The organism is Streptomyces sp. NBC_00986 (genome assembly GCF_045162565.1).
Taxonomy (GTDB): Bacteria; Actinomycetota; Actinomycetes; order Streptomycetales; family Streptomycetaceae; genus Streptomyces.
Window position 1 is genome coordinate 10,087,907 of record NZ_CP108733.1, and the last position, 16,305, is coordinate 10,104,211.

Genomic DNA, 16,305 nt, shown 5'->3' on the forward strand with positions numbered 1-16,305 from the left:
GTCACAGGCTGATCACTCATTGCACATGCGTGCATATGTCACCGGCTTGGACTGGGGGGTTCAGAGGTGATGATCAGCCTTGCGCAAGTGGTCGCCGCGATTGCCACGGGGGCGATGCTGCCGATCGCAGCGCTGCTCGGGATCGAGATGCACCGCCTGAGACAGCGGAGCCGAGCAGACGACCAGATCGCCGGGCCACCGACACCGGAGCGTGTAGTGGACGACGACGCCGAGCGCGTCGAGGCCATCGCCCGACTGGCGGCGGCACGCTTCGACCTCTTCACCCAGGAGCCGGACAACGTTGGCACCGCAGAGGCCGACGTCAGGCCGCGGTCAAAGGCCCACCTGACGCTCGTGTCGCGCTCGCCGAGGCCGGGGAAGAAACGTTCCTCCTCGGTCCCGGCGAGCGAGAACCGCCGGCCCCTGGGGTACCGGCCGGACGTCGCGGTGCGGACGCATCGGCCGGTCAGGCGCGACTGATGTCCTCGGCCGTACGCCTCGGCGTGATCAGCAGCGTGTCGGGGTCTAGGCGGTGAGGGTCACCCTTGAGGATGACGACGTCCATCAGGAGCCTCACGATCTCGCGCCGCTGACCGATGCTTTTGGACCGCCACAACTTAGAGACGGCCTCCCCCGAGCGGGCGTCGAGGAAGTCGACGAGGGGGCTGTCGGAGGCGGCCTCGGCCAGCTGGGTACGGCTCGTCGAGATCTGTTTGTCGCACTCGGCCTTCACGGTCTCCAGCATCGACAGGTCGATCGAGCGGCGGGCGTAGGCCAGGCTCGCCTCGGTCTTCTGCTGCTGAAGGGCAGCGATGTCATCGCGCAGTGCTGCTACGTCGACGCCCGGGCGCGGCGGCGCGATGAGCTCCGTCAAGTCCGGGCGCGACAGCCGCTCACAGGCGACCGCCGCCAGGTACTCGTCTATCGCTTCGGCGAGTTGGTTGCCGCGGCCACAGACGTCACACCGGTAGATCGCCCCCTTGGAGTTGTGCCGGACGGTGACTACGCCGCCTGCATCGCATTGCCCGCACTGCGCGCCGGGCGAGTGCGATACCAGCCACTTCGGGGTGTTGCCCGGACTGGTCATCCGAGACGGGTCTTCCAGGAGAGTGATCAGCGCCTGTCGGGTTTCCTCCGGAAGGATCGGCGGCCACGCGTCCCACTTGATGATCACGCCGTCGTGCACGGAGTGCCCGGACACGCGCGGCGACGTGAGGATCTTCCGGACGGTGACGCTTCGCCAACCGCGGTGTACCGCTGGCTTTCCTCGGTACTTGACGGTGCGGTGGCCGGACTCGCTCACGGTCGGCACGCCACGTTCCCGGATGCTTGCGAGCAGCTGTTTGATGTTGCCCTTCGTGGCGAGCAGCTCCCGGGCCCAGCGGCGGATCTCTTTCGCCTCGTCCTTGCGGTGCTTCCCCATGTCGAGGACGGGCACGTCGACGTACTCGCGTTCGTCCAGCGGAGCCTTGGGGTTGATGCACTTGCTACGGACGCGACCCGTGGGTGCGCCCCAGCCGAAGGGCCGGACGCCGCCGCCGTAGGCACCCGTGCGCGCCTGCCGCTTGCGCGCCAGCGTGATGCGTTCGCCCTTGTGGCCGGACTCCCGTGCCGCGGCGTTGATGTCCGAGATGAACTCGGCCCGCCCTGATGCGCGAGTCAGGAGGTACTCGCCGCCCTTCTGGACGGAGTACAGGCGCACGCTGTGCTTGCGGAACAGCTCGATGATCCTGAGTGCCTCGCCGACATCGCGGGTGAGGCGGTCGGCGTGCCAGATGATGACGGCGGCGAGCACACCGCCGTCGACGTCCGCCAGGAGGCGCTCGAACTCAGGCCGCGCACGGCCGGTGAACGCGCTCAGGCTGTTGTCCTGATAGGAGGCGGTGACCGGTCGGCCGATCTCGTCGCCGAACTGGACGCACTCCTCGTGCTGGGACTCGACTCCCTCGGCGGCTCCCCGGTCGTCCTCGGAGACGCGAGCGTAGTCCCCGTTGATGCGAGGCGGCGGCGTCGTTATCTCAGGTGCGGGCATGCGGCCATTGTCCTATGTCCCAATGCATCTATGGGAGTACCGAAGTGGAACGGCGTGCTGATGCCGACCCAGTCGGCGTCCCCGACCCCGCTGAAGTCCGTGAACCCGAACACCACCGCGGCCACGAGCCCCACGGCCATGCCGATCAGCACCGCGATCCGGCTGAGGAAGGCCGGCGCGAACCGCTGCACACCGAGGACCACCGCGAGGACGAACGCGGCGAGCGCGATGTTCTTCGGCTCGCCGAAGTCCTTCGCGCCCTGACCGCCGGCCGCCCAGTTGCCCGCCGCGGGGAGCAGTGACAGGCCGATGATCAGGATCACCGTGCCGGTGACCAGCGGCGGGAAGAAGCGGAGCAGCCTGCCGAAGACGGGGGCCAGGAGCGCGATGGCGAGCCCGGCGATGATCACGGAGCCGTAGATCGCGGGCAGTCCGCCGCCCGTCGTACCGATCAGCACCATCGGTGAGACAGCGGCGAACGTGCAGCCCTGCATGATCGGCAGCCGCACGCCGAACCGCCAGAAACCTATGCACTGGATGAGCGTGGCTATCCCGCACACCAGCAGGTCCGCGGTGATCAGATACGCCAGGTCGGCGGCCGACAGCTTCATCGCCCCGCCCACGATCAGCGGCACCGCGACCGCGCCCGCGTACATCGCGAGCACGTGCTGGAGCCCGAAGGCGGCCAGTTGCCGTACGGGTGGGACCTCGTCGACGGGATGCACGGGTGTGGTCGTGGCCATGGGCACTCCTGAGCGGCGGAGAGGGGGGAAACGTGCGAACAGTTCGAGACCGTAGGCGCCTTGAACAGTTTGTTGATTTCTGGGTTGTTGCCGCCGTGTGTCTTGCCCAGCTGCTATGTGTGCGCCCCACATATCTCTAGATGCGCGCCTCGCGTACCGCCGCCAGCAGGGCGTCCCAGTCCGGCAGCTTGACCACACCGCCCCGCCCGAGCGAGGCCCCCAACTCCGCCTCGGCCCGCTCGATGGCCTCCCACCCGCCCCACTCGACCGGCTCGATCCCCTCGGCGCGCAGTGCGGGGAGCGGGTCCTCGGTCGGGTCCCGTCGTACGAGCACGGGCGCGTCCGCGAGCAGGGACGTCACCGTTTCCTTGGCGTCCGGGCGGTTGGTGCCGATGACGCCGGTCGGGCCCCGCTTGATCCAGCCGGCCACGTACTCGCCGGGCACGGTCCGCCCTTCGCGTACGACACGGCCCGCCCGGTGCGGCACGGTGCCGTGCTCGGCGTCGAACGGCAGCCCGTCCAGCGGCACTCCGCGATAGCCCACCGAACGCAGCACCAACTGCGCCTCGATCTCCTCGAATCGACCCGTGCCGACCACGCCGCCCCGCCCGTCCGGCGCGGTGCGTTCGAAGCGGACCGCGCCCACGCGCCCCGCGTCGGCGAGGAGTTGGACAGGACGGAGGAAGAAACGGAGGTGGATACGGCGTGCGGCGCCCTGGGGCGGGAGCGCGGCCCAGTGGCGAAGTTCCTCCACGTTGCGGCGCTGGGCGCCGGGCAGGGCGGAGAGGTCGGCGCAGTCCGGGTCGAGCGCCAACTCGGCCGGATCCACGGTCACTTCGGTGCCGGGGAGCCCGCCCAGTTCGCGTAGTTCCTTGGTGGTGAAGCGGGCCTGCGCGGGGCCGCGCCGGCCGACCATGTGGACGTCCGTGATCCCGCTCGCGGCCAGCGCGGTGAGCGCGGCCTGCGGGATGTCGGTACGGCTCAACTCGGCCGCGCCGCGCGCCAGCATCCGCGTGACGTCCACCGCGACGTTGCCCACGCCGATGACCACGGCCGAACGCGCGCCGAGCACGAAACCGTCGGCGGTGGAGTCCGGGTGGGCGCTGTACCAGGACACGAACTCGGTCGCCGACCAGCTGCCCGGCAGCTCCTCACCGGGAATCCCCAGGTGACGGTCGGTGGCGGCACCCACGCAGTACACGACCGCGTCGTACAACTCCCGCAGCCGGGCGGCCGACAGACCGCCGGGTCCCACGGGCACCCCGCCGAGGAACCGCACCCGCCCGTGCTCCAGGACCGTCCGCAGGTTGTTCTGCAGCGACTTGATCTTCTCGTGGTCCGGTGCCACGCCGTAGCGCACCAGACCGTACGGGCACGGCAGCCGGTCCAGGACGTCGACCAGCACCCCGGGTTCCAGCTGGACCAGACTCTGGGCGGTGTAGACCCCGCTCGGCCCGGAGCCGACGACGGCGACACGCAGCACGGCGGAACTCCTCACCCGTCAGGCACGCAGGAGATCGCTGATTCGCCAGATCACTGACGCCTCCAGGATCGCACCACCGGTGCTCCGCTGACAGGGTGCCGAACGAACCCGTACACGCTGAGGGCGCGCGTGTCCGTTCGTATGGAATGTGATCATGCGGTTACGTTGCGTATGTGCTAGAAGCATCCTTCGTTAATCTTTCTGATCGCTCTCCGTCGGACGGTGCGGTGTCCGTGTGGCCCGCGTGGGAAGTGCAGGAGCACGACGGAGCCACCTCGTGGTTCCACGTCCGGCTCGCCTTCACCGACGGCGCCCGGGTCGACGCACTCGCCGTGGTGTGCGAGCAGACCGTCTCCGTCGAGGACGTACGGGCCCAACCTGCCCTGTCCCTCGACGACTTGACGGTGCTCGCCGACTGGCTGGAGGGGCCGCTCTTCGAGGCGTGCGGGCTGCAACCCGAGGAGGAGGGGGCGGAGTCGGGCGGGGCGCGCCGGGCGCGGCCGGCCTGGCCGCGGGGCATCGAGGGGCGGTGGCAGATCGCCCAGGAGTATCGGGCCGCGCAGGACGAGGGAGTTGACCCCGTCCTCGCGGTGATGTGCGCGACCGGGCACAGTCGGCGCCGGTCGCTCCGGCTCATCTCGCAGGCGCGGGACGCGGGGTTTCTGACACCTCGTCATGCCCGGCGCTGAACAGGGAAGTTACGCGTCGGAGGGCTCGGTCGGCCGGTCGTCGGCCGGGTCTTCGGCCGCGGACGGGGGCGTGGATCTGTCGTCCGTCGCGAAGAACCGTGACAGGTCCGTGTCGGCCGCTCCGGCCCGCTCACCTGACCCCGGCGGGATCCCCAACTCCCAGTCGAGGCCGTACCGTTCGAACAACTCGGTGCGCAGCACCGGAATCGGCATCGGCACCCCGGGCACGAGCGCCGAGTAGACCGCGCCCATGAGCAGCGCGCGGAGCATGGGGTAGTCGGAGGGGACGTTCCCCGACCCGTACCCCGCGATCGTCTGCCCGAGCAGCTCGGACAGGCGCCGCTGTTCCGGGCACTGGACGAAGCCCTCGCCCTGCAGCAGTCCCGCCATGTGCTGGCGCATCAGCACGGGGCGGTCGTGTGCGAGACCCAGGATCGCGTCGATGGCCCGGGCCATCCGCTCCTGCCCGTCGTCGGTCCGGGGTTCGCGCTCCAGGGCCTCCTCCAGCGTCCGGTGCATCAGACGGTGTACGGCGGACTGGACGAGCTGGCGTTTTCCGGGGAAGTAGTACGACACCAGTCCGCGCGCCGAACCGGCCCGGTCCGCGATGTCGCCCAAGGTCGTGGCCTCGTACCCACGCTCGCTGACCAGCTCCACGGCCGCCTGCAGGAGCCGTTCCCGGGAACGCCTGCGCAACTCTTCATTGACCGATGCGCTTCGCGGGGACATGCTGTAACTCCTGCGTTGACTGGCTATCAGCCAACTATACTCAGGACGTCCGGGTCTCCCGTCGAGGGGGCCTGGCGCATGCTGCCGTCCGTCTGGGGCGACGCGGGGGATCGTCTCAGGCGGGCGGCTCCTTTTCACCCCAATGGTTTCCTTGGGCGACTTTTGAACCGGCGTCCGGCGCCGCCTTCTCGCACATCTGTCGCACGGCACGTGATCCGTCCCTAGAGTGGGCACGGGTGTCGAGCCGAGGAGGCGCACGGGCATGGAGCAGGACCAGCAGATCTTCGCGCGGATCAACGAGATGGTCGACGACGAGCGCAAGCTCCGGGAGGCCGTCGCGTCCGGTGCGATCGACAGTGCCACGGAGCATCAGCGCCTCGGGCAGCTGGAACGTGAACTCGACCAGTGCTGGGACCTCTTGCGCCAGCGTCGCGCGAAGGTGGAGTTCGGGGAGAACCCGGACGAGGCGCGGGTGCGGCCGGAGTCCGAGGTGGAGGGGTATCAGGGGTGACGTGAGGTGACGGGTGGGGTGGCCGCGGCGGCCCGGTGCTCCGCGGTCGCTGGTCGTTTCCTCGCTAATTGCCGCGCGCGGCAAGCCTGTTGGAGATTTCGGCCTTGACCGTCTCGTGCAGTTCGTCCGAGGTGAAGCCGAGGTTGCGCAGGATCTGGGCGGCCGGGCTCTCCTCGACCCGGATCAGACCCAGCAGCGCGTGCTCCGTGCCGACCCAGTCGTGGCCGAGGTCGGCCGCCGCGCGGCGGGCCTGTCCGATGGCCTCCTTGCTCTCCGGCCGGAACGCGATGTGACCCCGCAGCGCCTTCTCCCCGGCCGGCGGCAGGGCTTCCGCGATCGCGTCACGGATCCGCTGCTCCGACTCGGTCTTCGCCACCAGCACCTCGTACGCCAGGCCCCGCGGTTCGCCGAGCAGGCCGAGCAGGAGGTGTTCGGTGCCGATGGAGTCGTGCTTGTGCGTCCGTGCGGCTTCCTGCGCGAGCACGATGCTGTGCCGGTTCAGGTTGGTGTACCGCTCGAAAGGGCCGGGTGCGTGGCGCTGCTGGGCGGCCTGCTTGGACACTCCGATGGCGTCGCCGATCTCGGTCCACGACGCGCCGACCTGCTTGGCCTTGCTGACGTAGTGGTCGATGAGCTGGTCACCGAGGTCGGACAGGGTCTGGGCACGCAGTCGCGCTTCGCTGATGCGGGCCAGTTCGTCGGTTTCGGGGAGCTCCTCGTCGAGGCGGGCGATCAGGTCGGCGAGGCTGATGTCGAGTGGGCTCATGCGTCAACTTTAAATTGACGATTCCCGATCGTCAACCTGTAATTGACGATTGGTGCGAGGGTGCTCCGGCGTGGAGATCCGTGGGGCTACGACCCGGCGGGCCCAGTGACCGGTCAGCTCCGGAGGCCGTCCAACCCCCGCCCCTGCCCGACCAGTTCGAGCACGGGACGCAGACCGTCCGGCCGCTCCGTCACCGGCCGGTGGTCCACGAAGTGCACCCCGCACCCCAGCGCCGCCGCCCCGCCGTCCGCCCGCCGGTCGTCACCGACCATCAGCACGTCCTTCGGGTCGACGCCGAGCGCCTCGCATGCGACGGTGAACAGCCGCGGGTCGGGCTTCTGGATGCCGTGTTCGTACGACAGGACGTACGCGTCCACATACGGGTCGAGCCCGTGCTCGCGGAACACCGGCCGCAGATCCCAGCCGATGTTGCTGACCACACCCACGCCGATCCCGCGCTCGTGCAGGGTCCCCAGTACGTCCACGGTGTCCGGGTACGGCGTCCACGCGGCCGGCGTCATGTGCCGCTCGTACAGCGCGTCGTGCAACGCCGGGTCGGGGAGCGGGACTTGACGGGAGACGCCGGTGTACGCGGCCCGGTGCAGCGCGGAACTCTCGTCCCGGATCGCCCACATCTCGGCGAACTCCTCGGGCAGTTGCTCCGGCTGTGCACCACCAGGCATGGCTCCCGCCACCTCCAGCGCCCGCGCCGCCTCCACCAACTCCGGTTCCGGCAGCGCGATCCCGGTCTCACGCAACACGGCACGCAGCCAGGACTCGGTGGACTCGATACGGAAGAGGGTCCCGGAGAAGTCGAAGAGGACGGCATTCATGCGGTGATCTTACGCAGCGATGTTCCACGTGGCGGGAAGGTCGCTCCCGCAGAACAACTCCGCCGGTCCGACATGGCGGTGCCGCCACCAGGCCGTGTTCACACCCGCCACCGTTCGTACGCCCCCACGGCCACCGTCACCACGAACGCCCCCAGCAGCCACCCGCCCACCACATCCGACGGCCAGTGCACGCCCAGCCAGACACGGGTGAGTCCCACGCCCGCGACGGAGATCACGGCCAGGGTCAGGGCCGTACGCCATACAGCGCGTCCGGTGCCGTAGTCGTGGAGCAGCCACAGGAGCAGGCCGCAGACCACTGTGGCGGTCATGGCGTGGCCCGAGGGGAAGGCGGCGTAGTGGGCCGAGTCGACGGGGTCGGGCCATGTCGGGCGGGGGCGGTCGACCAGTGCCTTCAGGGTCTGTTGGAGCAGTGTGCCCAGCGCACATGTGGCCGCCAGCCATAGAGCCGTTCTCCATGCTGAACGCCGCCACACCAGCCACATCATCGCGGCCGCACACACGAGGCGCATGGTCAGTGGATCCCAGACCCAGTCCGTCAGGATGCGGAACGTATGCGTCAGGCCGTGGTTCTCGACCGCCCAGCGATGTGTGGTCCGGGCGATCCGCTCGTCGGCGTCGATCAGCGGACGCCACTCCACCGCGACCAGGGTGAGGAGCAGCGCGGAGCACAGGGCGAGGGTGATGCTGGTCGTCTGTCGGAGGGTCGGGCGGGGCGGGTGGTGCATGGAACGATCCTCGCCGACTGATGGTGGGCGGAGCCAATCCCGCTCAGGGACCACACCCCCCGGCCCCTCCTCAGCCCAGCGCCCGCAACCCCGGCACGAACGCCACCAGGACCGGAACCACCGGCACCAGTGCCGCCGTCGCGGTCCAGCCCAGGCGGCGCATCGCGGTGAGGCGGTCCGGGGGAGTGAGCAGCCGGTTCACCCGCTGCGGGACATGGGCGTGCGGAGTGGGGCACGGCCCGAACACCCCGCGGTCCTCGTTGAGTTCGACCAGGGCGAGGGCGGTCGTGAGGCGGCCGAAGCGCCGGGAGGCCATGTCGTCGGCGGCGAGTTCGACCAGCCGGTGCATCTCGTCCCGGAACGCGGCGAACACCGGTACCTGCGGAAACCCGTTCGCGAGCGCGCCCGAGCAGTGCAGCAACCAGTCGTGCCGGGCCTGCGCGTGGCCCTGTTCGTGCGCGAGCAGCGAGTCCAGTTGCCGCCCCTTGAGGCGCCTCAACGCGGCCGTGGTGATGACCAGTTGGGGCGCGGTGCCGGCCATCCACCACGCGTCCGGCCGTTCCGCCTCCAGGATGACCAGCGGCTCGGCACCCGGCTCCTCGCCGGGCAACACCGGTGCGCGGACGAGGAGTTCGGCCCTCCGCAGCCGACGCCGCGCCCGGGCCCGTACGACCTCACGGACCAGCATCGCCGCGGTCCACGCCCCGCCGCACGCGAGGGCCACCGCGGTCGTGGCGGCCCAAGGCCCGGTCGTCACCAGGGGATAGGCGTCCACGACCGCGTGCGGGGCGTTGGCGAACACGTGCCCGCGCACCGCCTGCCACGCGGCGGCCGCGCTGAGCGTCATCGACAGGGCACAGCACAGGAGGACGGCCGCCACCACGCACTGCCACACCCACAGCGCGAGCACCGGCTCATGGTCCGGCCAGTCGGCCCGGGCGAGCAGCCGTGGGGCGACGACGGCGGCCAAGGCGCCGAGCAGCAACAGTGCCGCGGGGACCATCATGGAAGCACCCTATGAGCGCCGCGGTGATCAGGGGTACGGCTTGTTGCGGCAAAGTGACGCAGGCCACCATTTCGTACGGCCGCGCCGGTCCTGCCTAGAGCGTCAGCAACATCGCGACCATGCCGATCCCCATCGACAGCCGGCACGCCCGCGCCAGCTCCGGCCGGTCGCCCCAGCCGACGCTCCCGCCGCCGACGGCCGCGCCGGTGACCCCCCCGGTGCCCGGCACCAGCCGGATGCCGGACAGCAGCACGTATCCCACGAAGTAGAGGAGCAACGCACCCGTCACGAGCGGGACTCCGGAGTCGCCGTGCTCGTGGTGGTGCGCGGGCGAGGCGGCCATCGCGAGCGCCATGTAGACCATGGCCGCGGTGCCCAGCAGATGGTGCACGTGGTGCGGGCTCCTGCGCGCCGACCACAGGGCGCGCAGCGCCGCCGCGCCGAACACCGCCGCGTAGCCGGGCCATGCCCAAGAGGGTGGCGTGAACACCGCGGCGGGTACGGCCATCGCGGCCATGCCGAAGCCCATCAGTGCCTCGCCGCCCGCGGCCCGGCGCTGTTCCTCGACGGGGCTGCGCATCCGCAGCAGGCAGTAGGCCCCGGTCGCCGCGCACAGCGCGACCAGCAGCCAGCCGGGCGAAGCCGGTCCACCATGCACGCGCATCCCCCGTTCCGCCCCGGACATCGCTCTCCGTCGACGTTCGGTCACAGGATGCCCGTGCCGCACGGGGCGCAATCAAGCGCAACGGTGTACACGGGGAGCACTCGACGGAGCGCGGCAGGTCAGTGGCGCCCCGGTGGCCTGCTCGACGAAAATATTTCACGAGTAAAACACCTGCTAAACTTGTTTCCCATGAGCAGTGCGACCCCCGCCCCCACCCCGCGCGTCCGACGTCTCCCGCTCACCGGCGCGCTGCGCCTCGGCCGGCCCTCCGACATCTGGTTCAAGCCCGCGCTCAGCGCGGTCGCCTCGGTCGCCCCGCCCAACCTGACCCTGTTGGCCCTCGGCCGCCTCGACCTGGCGATGTACACGATGGCCGGCTCCTTGTGCGCGCTCTACGCCCACAACAAGCCCTACGCCGCCCGGGCCCGCGCCCTGGTCTGGGTGGTGCTCGGCATGATCGCCGGTCTCGCCGTCGCGCTGGTCACGGCCTCCCTCACCACGAACGCCGTCGTGCTGGTCACGGTCGGCGCCGCCCTGGCCGCCGTACAGAAGGGCTTGTGCGACGCGACCCGGATCGGCCCGCCCGGGAACGTCGTCCTCACCTTCATCAGCTCGGCCTCGCTCTTCGCGCCGCAGACGCTCGGCCAGGTCCCCGGCCACCTCGCGCTGGCCGCCGCCGCAGGCGTCTGGGCATGGCTCGTCGGCATGGCGCCCGCACTCGTCCGCCCCTACGGCCCGGAGCGCCGCGCCACCGCCCAGGCTCTGAACGCCGTCGCCGCGTACGCCGCCGTACATGGCACCGGAAGGAGCCATGCACGCGCGCGTGCCGTCGACGACCTCTCACGCGCGCGTGCCGCCGCGGCGGCCGCCGTCCACGCAGCCTGGCAATCCCTGCTCGCGACCGGCACCCCCACCCCACCCCGGCGCGCTCTCGAACACCTCCTCGTCCGTGCCGAGGTCGCCCTCGCCGCGCCCGCCGACGCCGACCCGGAGCTGCTCCGCACCTGGGCCCGCGAACTGCGCGGCCGTGGACCGGTCCCGCAGACCGACGCCCCGGCAGGCGCCGTAGCCGACGAACTCCTCGGTGTGGACGCCGAACTGGCCGCCCCCGCCCGCCCGTTGTGGACCAGGCTCGGTCCGCTCACCCCGCTCGTGCTGCGTACGGCGCTCGGGTGTGCGCTCGCCGGATACGCGTCCCTCGCCCTCGGGGTCGGCCGCCCCTACTGGGCCCTCGTCACCGCAGCCTCCCTCTACCAGGCCAACATCACGCTCACCTGGGGCCGGGGTGTACAACGGGTCGTCGGGAACCTCGCCGGGGTGCTCGTCTTCGCCGCGGTCGCCCCGCTCGCCCACGCGCACCCGGCGGCCCTCGTGCTGTGCTGCCTCGCCTTCAACTTCGGTGCGGAGGCGTTGATCGGCCGCAACTACTGGCTCGGCAGCGTGTGTGTGACCCCGATGGCATTGCTCATCACGGAGTTCGCGCGGACCCAGCAGCCCGGCGAGCTGATCACCGAGCGGATCGTGGACACCCTCGTCGGCGCCCTGGTCGGCCTCGTCGCCGCGTTCGCCGTCACCAACCGGCGCGCGACCGACCGTATCGAGGAGGCGCTGACCGCCGTGGAACGGGCCCGGGAGCGGGCCGCGCGGCTCCTGGCGGAGCAGGCTCCCGCGCGCGGGAGCCTCGATTCCGTGCACCGCGCGCTCGCCGCCGCGCTCGTCGAACTGCGGGCCACCGTCGACGCCGCGTCCGGCGAGTGGTGGCAGCGCGCCCTGCCGCAGGAGCGGGTCGTGCTCGCCGAACAGTCCGGACACCGTACGCTCGCCGCGACGGTACGACGCCGGGAGTCGCACTCCTGGCCGACCGGGGATCGGCGCACGGGCGGAAAGACGGAGGGCGTACGGGGATGACGGCAATGAACGGACGGCCGGTCGACGGCGACGGCGCGGCCCGCCCGACCCCTCCGAGAGCGACCCGGCGCGACACCGTCGCCGCCGTCGTCGGGCAGTGGCAGGCCGTGCACCCCGACCTCGACACCGGCCCGATGGAGATCATCGGCCGGATCAACCGGTGCGCCGCCCTGCTCCAGCAGGCCGAGGACGCGCCGCTGCGCCGGGCCGGGCTCAGCCGCCCCGAGTTCGACCTGCTCGGCGCGCTCCGCCGCACCGGGCACGAGCTGACACCGAGCGAGCTGACCCGGGAGACCTTCTCCTCGGGCGCCGCCGTCACCAAGCGCCTCAAGCTGCTGACCGAACGCGGACTGGTCGAGCGCCGGGGCGACACCCGCGACCGGCGGGTCGCCCACGTCCGCCTCACGGACACCGGCCGCGACCTCGTCGACGCGATCCTGCCCGAGCAGCTCGCCTACGAGACGACCGTACTCGCCGGTCTCGACACCCCCGGACAGGGCGAACTCGCCTCCCTGCTCGGCGAGTTGCTGGTCCAGCTGGAAGGCCGGCTGGGCATGTTGCGCGTCTGACCCGCCGTACGCGGACGCCGACGGACCGTTGACGCGGGTCGCGTGATCTCCCTACGTTCGATCAAGCCGGTCCGGGAAGCCGACCGACGTACGACATGCCGAACAAGGGATTGATGCCGTGGCAGCCGCAGCCTCCGCCGCTCCTGTTTCCGGAAACCTCACCATCGACCTCGGCACCGGCACGGGCCCCTTCCACGGAGGAGCGAGCGGCACGCTCTACGGCCTGTACGGCGACGGCGTCCCCAGCCGCAACGCGGTCGAGGGCATGTACGTCCGCACGGTCTCCACCAAGGCCCAGGACGGCACCCAGCACCCGGGCGCCGACGCCCTGGAGATCCTGCGCCCCTTCGTCGAGGCGGGCGGCAAGGACGTCTACGTCTACATGACCGACATCTACCGCGGCTTCCCCTACGAATGGCCCGGCGACACCGGAGCCGAGCGCCTCGCCGACTTCACGGCCCGCGTCCGCCACCAGGTGGAGCAGGTGCTGACCCTAGGCGCGTACAAGTCCCATGTCGTGTACGTCCCGTTCAACGAACCCGAGGGCAACATGTTCGGGACGGAGGAGTGGAGCTACGACCGGACCTCCTGGCGCACCGACCCGCACCGCTACTTCACCGCCTGGCGGGACCTCTACCGCCTCATCAAGGAACTCGACCCCGGCGCCCGAATCGCCGGCCCCAACACCTGCCTCCTGTACGACGAGGTCAGGGGCTTCCTGGAGTTCGCCCGGGCCGAGGACGTACTGCCCGACGTCATCACCTGGCACGAGCTGACCACGCCCGACGAGATCCGTACGAGCGTCGCCAAGTACCGTGCGTTGGAACGGGAGTTGGGCATCGGGCCACTGCCCGTCAACATCAACGAGTACGCCCACAACTACCACTTGTCCGTGCCGGGCCAGATGATCCAGTGGATCGCCGCGATCGAGGAGTCGAAGGTCGACGCCGACATGGCGTACTGGAACATCGACGGCAACCTCAACGACTCGGTGGTGGAGGCCAACAAGGGCAACGGGCAGTGGTGGTTGTTCAACGCCTACGGGCAGTTCACGGGCGACACGGTCCAGGTCACGGCGCCCCACCCCAACGTCCAGTACACGTTGCAGGGCGTTGCAGCGCTCGACCGCACCAAGCGGCAGGCTCGGGTGCTGCTCGGCGGCGCGGGCGGCTCCGCGGACGTCGTGTTCGAGCACGTCGACCCGGAAGTCTTCGGTACGACCGTCCACGTACGGCTCCTTGAGATCCCCTGGACCGGTCAAGTCGGCGCCTCCGCGCAGCCGTTGAGGCTCGGTGATCGTGAACTCCCCGTCGCGGAAGGCAAAGTGACGCTGCGTCTGCCCGACCTGGAAGCGATGTCGGCGTACCAGGTGATCCTGTCCCCGGGCGGCAAGGGGGCCGTAGCGCTGCCGCCTTCGGTCGGCTGGCGGCGCTCGTACCAGTCGGAGGACGCGGCCTACATCGGTGACGGCCATGCGCTGAACGGACCCGAGGGGTCCCCGTCCGACGTCGACAAGTTCGCGGGCTCGACCGGCTACCACGTGGGTGGACTGCGCACCGGTTCCGATGGAGTGCTCGTCTTCTCCGTGGAGGTCCCGCGGGACGGGACGTACGAAGTGAGCGTCTTCGCCAACTCCTACAACCTGGCCGACGCTGTGCGCGAGCAAGGACCCACCAACGTCTTCCTCCGGGTCGACGGCGGGGATCCGCAGGAACTCCGGTTGCCCCTCGGCTACAAGTGGGCGGTGTGGGGCCACGCCGACACCCGGGTCGAACTGACCGCCGGCGCGCACACGATCACCCTCGCCGCGCAGGACCATGACCTCGGTGTCACGCGGGGTGACGCGGTCGTCGACCGGCTCGACCTCGCCCTGCGGGACGACCAGGTGACCGCGCCCGCGCTGTACGACGCGGAGTTCGCGGCCCTGGGCGGCGGGGCTCGCGTGGACTACGGGCAGCGTGGAGCGTCGGGCCCTGGTGTCGTCGTGCTGCCGCGGGGCGGTACCGCCACGTTCTGGGTGCACGCGGCGGAGGACGGGGAGGCCGCTGTGGGCGTCGATCGGATCGGCTCGGGGGAGGGCGAGTTGACGATCAACGGGGAGAACGTGGGGATGGTGGGCGGAGACGACATGGGGATGGTGGAGGGAGGGGACGTGGGGATTGTTGAACGATCCCCCGTCCCCCTGTTCCTCATGTCGGGCATCAACAAGGTCACCGTCACCGCCACTTCGGATCAACTGGTCCTGGACCGCCTCCAGGTAGGCCCCTCGCGCGGCCTCCTCCCCACCTCCACGCACCCGGCCGAGGAAGGCGCCACGACCGGCGGCGCCCGGGTCACCGGCGCCCACACGTTCGCCACGGGCGGCAAGGCGGTCGATGGCATCGGCCGCGGCCCCGCGAACGCGCTCACGCTCACCGTGACGGCGGAGCGCGCCGGCCGTCACGCGCTCACGATCCGCTACTCCAACGGCGAGCAGGCGCCCGCCACCCACTACAACCCGGACCCGGTCTGCCGCCACGCGGACATCTCGGTCAACGGGTCGGTCCCACAGCGCGTGTTGTTCCCCACCACCTTCCACTTCAACAACTTCCACGACCTCTCCGTCCCCGTCACCCTCGACCAGGGCGCCAACACCCTCACCTTCACCGCCGACGAACTCCCGGACCACGACGGCCACTCCAGGAACCAGTACGGCCAACGCTCCGCGTACGCCCCGGTGATCGACCGGGTGACGGTGACACCGCTGGCGTGACACCGACGCCGCCGGGGCGCTGGAGGACCACGGTCGCCGAGCGGCGGTAGCCGGAGCGCCGGTCGTCGATGTCGGCCCAGCGGTCGCCGCAGAGGTTCCGCACGACGGCTCCGTACGAAGTCGTGCGGGAAGCCGAGGTCCACCGCGCTCACCTCGTCGAGCCGGGCGACGGCGTCGGCGTCGAGGCGGACGTCCAAGCCGCCCAGGTTGTCGGCGAGTTGGTGCACCTTTGTGGCCGCGACGATCGGGACGACGTTGCCGGGCCGGCCCAGCAGCCAGGCCAGCGCGACCTGGGCCGGACTCCAGCCGCCCTGTTCGGCGATCTCCAGGACGGCGGAAATGACGTCCTCCTCCCGCGAGTTCGGCTTGTCGCCCCAACTGTCGAGCCGACCCGCCTCACCCCGGCGGTACTTGCCGGTGAGCTTCCCGGCCGCCAACGGCGCCCACGCCGGCACCGCCTGACCGAACGCCCGTGCCCGCGGCAGCAGTTCCCGCTCCGGCATCCGCTCCAACAGGTTGTAACGCAGCTGCGAACCCACGAACGAGGTCCAACCCCTCAGCTCCGCAAGCGTGTTGGCCTGCGCGATCTCCCAAGCGGGCCAGTCCGAGACACCGACGTACAGCACCTTGCCGGTACGGATGAGGTCGTCGAGCCGGTCGGTGCGCAGCTGTCACCGGTGATTCCTGATCCGATCAGCATCGCCGGGGTGCGTCCCGGACGTGAACGTGCTCGCCAGGCTGAGGTGCCGAGCCGTTCGCCGAGGTCAACTCTGTTCTGCCGTCGGTGTATTCGGCCGCCGCGTCGACGAGGTTGCCGCCCGCGTCCGGGTAGCCGTCGAGCAACGGGGCGCTGGTGTTCTCACCCACGCTTCAC

At 70.6% G+C, this 16,305-nt stretch carries 15 protein-coding genes and 2 pseudogenes; 6 read left to right on the plus strand and 11 right to left on the minus strand.

Going from position 1 to position 16,305, the window contains the following annotated elements; all coding sequences use genetic code 11:
* The first annotated feature begins 69 nt into the window (after window positions 1–69).
* Window positions 70–480, plus strand: coding sequence for a hypothetical protein (locus OG504_RS45355; protein WP_405995003.1), 411 nt, complete (start codon window positions 70–72; stop codon window positions 478–480).
* Here the strand turns inward: OG504_RS45355 and OG504_RS45360 are convergent.
* The 3 genes and pseudogenes from OG504_RS45360 to OG504_RS45370 form a co-directional block, all read right to left on the minus strand.
* Entirely contained in the window at window positions 467–2,032 is a 1,566-nt protein-coding gene (locus OG504_RS45360) for a recombinase family protein (RefSeq protein WP_405995004.1), read from the minus strand. The two genes, OG504_RS45355 and OG504_RS45360, sit on opposite strands and share 14 nt — an antisense overlap.
* A gap of 29 nt (window positions 2,033–2,061) precedes the next feature.
* Window positions 2,062–2,775 (minus strand): annotated as a pseudogene (locus OG504_RS45365) (solute carrier family 23 protein); the annotation flags it as partial.
* A gap of 136 nt (window positions 2,776–2,911) precedes the next feature.
* Window positions 2,912–4,258, minus strand: a complete 1,347-nt coding sequence (locus tag OG504_RS45370; protein WP_405995005.1) for an FAD-dependent oxidoreductase — start codon at window positions 4,256–4,258, stop codon at window positions 2,912–2,914.
* Between the two features lie 227 nt (window positions 4,259–4,485).
* On the opposite strand from OG504_RS45370, the gene OG504_RS45375 reads away from it, so the two are divergent.
* The gene (locus OG504_RS45375) at window positions 4,486–4,947 is read left to right on the plus strand and encodes a DUF6214 family protein (protein ID WP_405995006.1); all 462 of its coding nucleotides are present in this window, start codon (window positions 4,486–4,488) and stop codon (window positions 4,945–4,947) included.
* Window positions 4,948–4,956: 9 nt separating this feature from the next.
* Here the strand turns inward: OG504_RS45375 and OG504_RS45380 are convergent, their stop codons facing one another.
* Window positions 4,957–5,676, minus strand: coding sequence for a TetR/AcrR family transcriptional regulator (locus OG504_RS45380; protein ID WP_405995007.1), 720 nt, complete (start codon window positions 5,674–5,676; stop codon window positions 4,957–4,959).
* A 262-nt stretch (window positions 5,677–5,938) separates the two neighbouring features.
* Here OG504_RS45380 and OG504_RS45385 point away from each other — a divergent pair, with 262 nt between their 5' ends.
* Window positions 5,939–6,187: a DUF2630 family protein gene (locus OG504_RS45385; protein WP_033278377.1), complete on the plus strand. Its 249-nt coding sequence runs from the start codon at window positions 5,939–5,941 to the stop codon at window positions 6,185–6,187.
* Between the two features lie 64 nt (window positions 6,188–6,251).
* Here OG504_RS45385 and OG504_RS45390 read toward each other — a convergent pair whose 3' ends face one another.
* The 5 genes from OG504_RS45390 to OG504_RS45410 all read right to left on the minus strand — a co-directional run bounded on the left by OG504_RS45390 (window position 6,252) and on the right by OG504_RS45410 (window position 10,202).
* Window positions 6,252–6,953, minus strand: a complete 702-nt coding sequence (locus OG504_RS45390) for a Clp protease N-terminal domain-containing protein (RefSeq protein ID WP_405995008.1) — start codon at window positions 6,951–6,953, stop codon at window positions 6,252–6,254.
* 113 nt (window positions 6,954–7,066) lie between these two features.
* Window positions 7,067–7,786, minus strand: a complete 720-nt coding sequence (locus tag OG504_RS45395) for an HAD family hydrolase (protein WP_405995009.1) — start codon at window positions 7,784–7,786, stop codon at window positions 7,067–7,069.
* Between the two features lie 98 nt (window positions 7,787–7,884).
* Window positions 7,885–8,532, minus strand: coding sequence for a phosphatase PAP2 family protein (locus OG504_RS45400; RefSeq protein WP_405995010.1), 648 nt, complete (start codon window positions 8,530–8,532; stop codon window positions 7,885–7,887).
* Window positions 8,533–8,602: 70 nt separating this feature from the next.
* Window positions 8,603–9,538: a M56 family metallopeptidase gene (locus tag OG504_RS45405; protein ID WP_405995011.1), complete on the minus strand. Its 936-nt coding sequence runs from the start codon at window positions 9,536–9,538 to the stop codon at window positions 8,603–8,605.
* Between the two features lie 94 nt (window positions 9,539–9,632).
* Window positions 9,633–10,202, minus strand: coding sequence for a DUF5134 domain-containing protein (locus OG504_RS45410; protein WP_405995012.1), 570 nt, complete (start codon window positions 10,200–10,202; stop codon window positions 9,633–9,635).
* Between the two features lie 189 nt (window positions 10,203–10,391).
* Here OG504_RS45410 and OG504_RS45415 point away from each other — a divergent pair, with 189 nt between their 5' ends.
* The 3 genes from OG504_RS45415 to OG504_RS45425 all read left to right on the plus strand — a co-directional run bounded on the left by OG504_RS45415 (window position 10,392) and on the right by OG504_RS45425 (window position 15,431).
* Complete coding sequence (locus tag OG504_RS45415; protein ID WP_405995013.1) at window positions 10,392–12,110, plus strand: FUSC family protein; 1,719 nt, start codon at window positions 10,392–10,394, stop codon at window positions 12,108–12,110.
* Window positions 12,107–12,679, plus strand: coding sequence for a MarR family winged helix-turn-helix transcriptional regulator (locus tag OG504_RS45420; protein WP_405995014.1), 573 nt, complete (start codon window positions 12,107–12,109; stop codon window positions 12,677–12,679). The genes OG504_RS45415 and OG504_RS45420 overlap by 4 nt, the downstream gene beginning before the upstream one ends.
* Before the next feature lie 118 nt (window positions 12,680–12,797).
* Window positions 12,798–15,431 carry a cellulosome protein gene (locus tag OG504_RS45425; protein ID WP_405995015.1) on the plus strand — a complete coding sequence of 878 codons (2,634 nt, stop codon included), beginning with the start codon at window positions 12,798–12,800 and terminating at the stop codon, window positions 15,429–15,431.
* Window positions 15,432–15,637: 206 nt separating this feature from the next.
* Here the strand turns inward: OG504_RS45425 and OG504_RS45430 are convergent.
* A pseudogene (locus OG504_RS45430) lies at window positions 15,638–16,057 on the minus strand (aldo/keto reductase); the annotation flags it as partial.
* Window positions 16,058–16,124: 67 nt separating this feature from the next.
* Window positions 16,125–16,298, minus strand: coding sequence for a hypothetical protein (locus tag OG504_RS45435; RefSeq protein WP_405995016.1), 174 nt, complete (start codon window positions 16,296–16,298; stop codon window positions 16,125–16,127).
* Window positions 16,299–16,305: the final 7 nt, after the last annotated feature.

Bases quoted from the DNA above. Each gene is read 5' to 3' on its own strand.
- OG504_RS45380 (WP_405995007.1), bottom strand. From the start codon at position 5,676: ATGTCCCCGCGAAGCGCATCGGTCAATGAAGAGTTGCGCAGGCGTTCC.
- OG504_RS45410 (WP_405995012.1), bottom strand. From the start codon at position 10,202: ATGCGCGTGCATGGTGGACCGGCTTCGCCCGGCTGGCTGCTGGTCGCG.
- OG504_RS45400 (WP_405995010.1), bottom strand. From the start codon at position 8,532: ATGCACCACCCGCCCCGCCCGACCCTCCGACAGACGACCAGCATCACC.
- OG504_RS45385 (WP_033278377.1), top strand. From the start codon at position 5,939: ATGGAGCAGGACCAGCAGATCTTCGCGCGGATCAACGAGATGGTCGAC.
- OG504_RS45360 (WP_405995004.1), bottom strand. From the start codon at position 2,032: ATGCCCGCACCTGAGATAACGACGCCGCCGCCTCGCATCAACGGGGAC.
- OG504_RS45420 (WP_405995014.1), top strand. From the start codon at position 12,107: ATGACGGCAATGAACGGACGGCCGGTCGACGGCGACGGCGCGGCCCGC.
- OG504_RS45395 (WP_405995009.1), bottom strand. From the start codon at position 7,786: ATGAATGCCGTCCTCTTCGACTTCTCCGGGACCCTCTTCCGTATCGAG.
- OG504_RS45355 (WP_405995003.1), top strand. From the start codon at position 70: ATGATCAGCCTTGCGCAAGTGGTCGCCGCGATTGCCACGGGGGCGATG.
- OG504_RS45415 (WP_405995013.1), top strand. From the start codon at position 10,392: ATGAGCAGTGCGACCCCCGCCCCCACCCCGCGCGTCCGACGTCTCCCG.
- OG504_RS45405 (WP_405995011.1), bottom strand. From the start codon at position 9,538: ATGATGGTCCCCGCGGCACTGTTGCTGCTCGGCGCCTTGGCCGCCGTC.
- OG504_RS45390 (WP_405995008.1), bottom strand. From the start codon at position 6,953: ATGAGCCCACTCGACATCAGCCTCGCCGACCTGATCGCCCGCCTCGAC.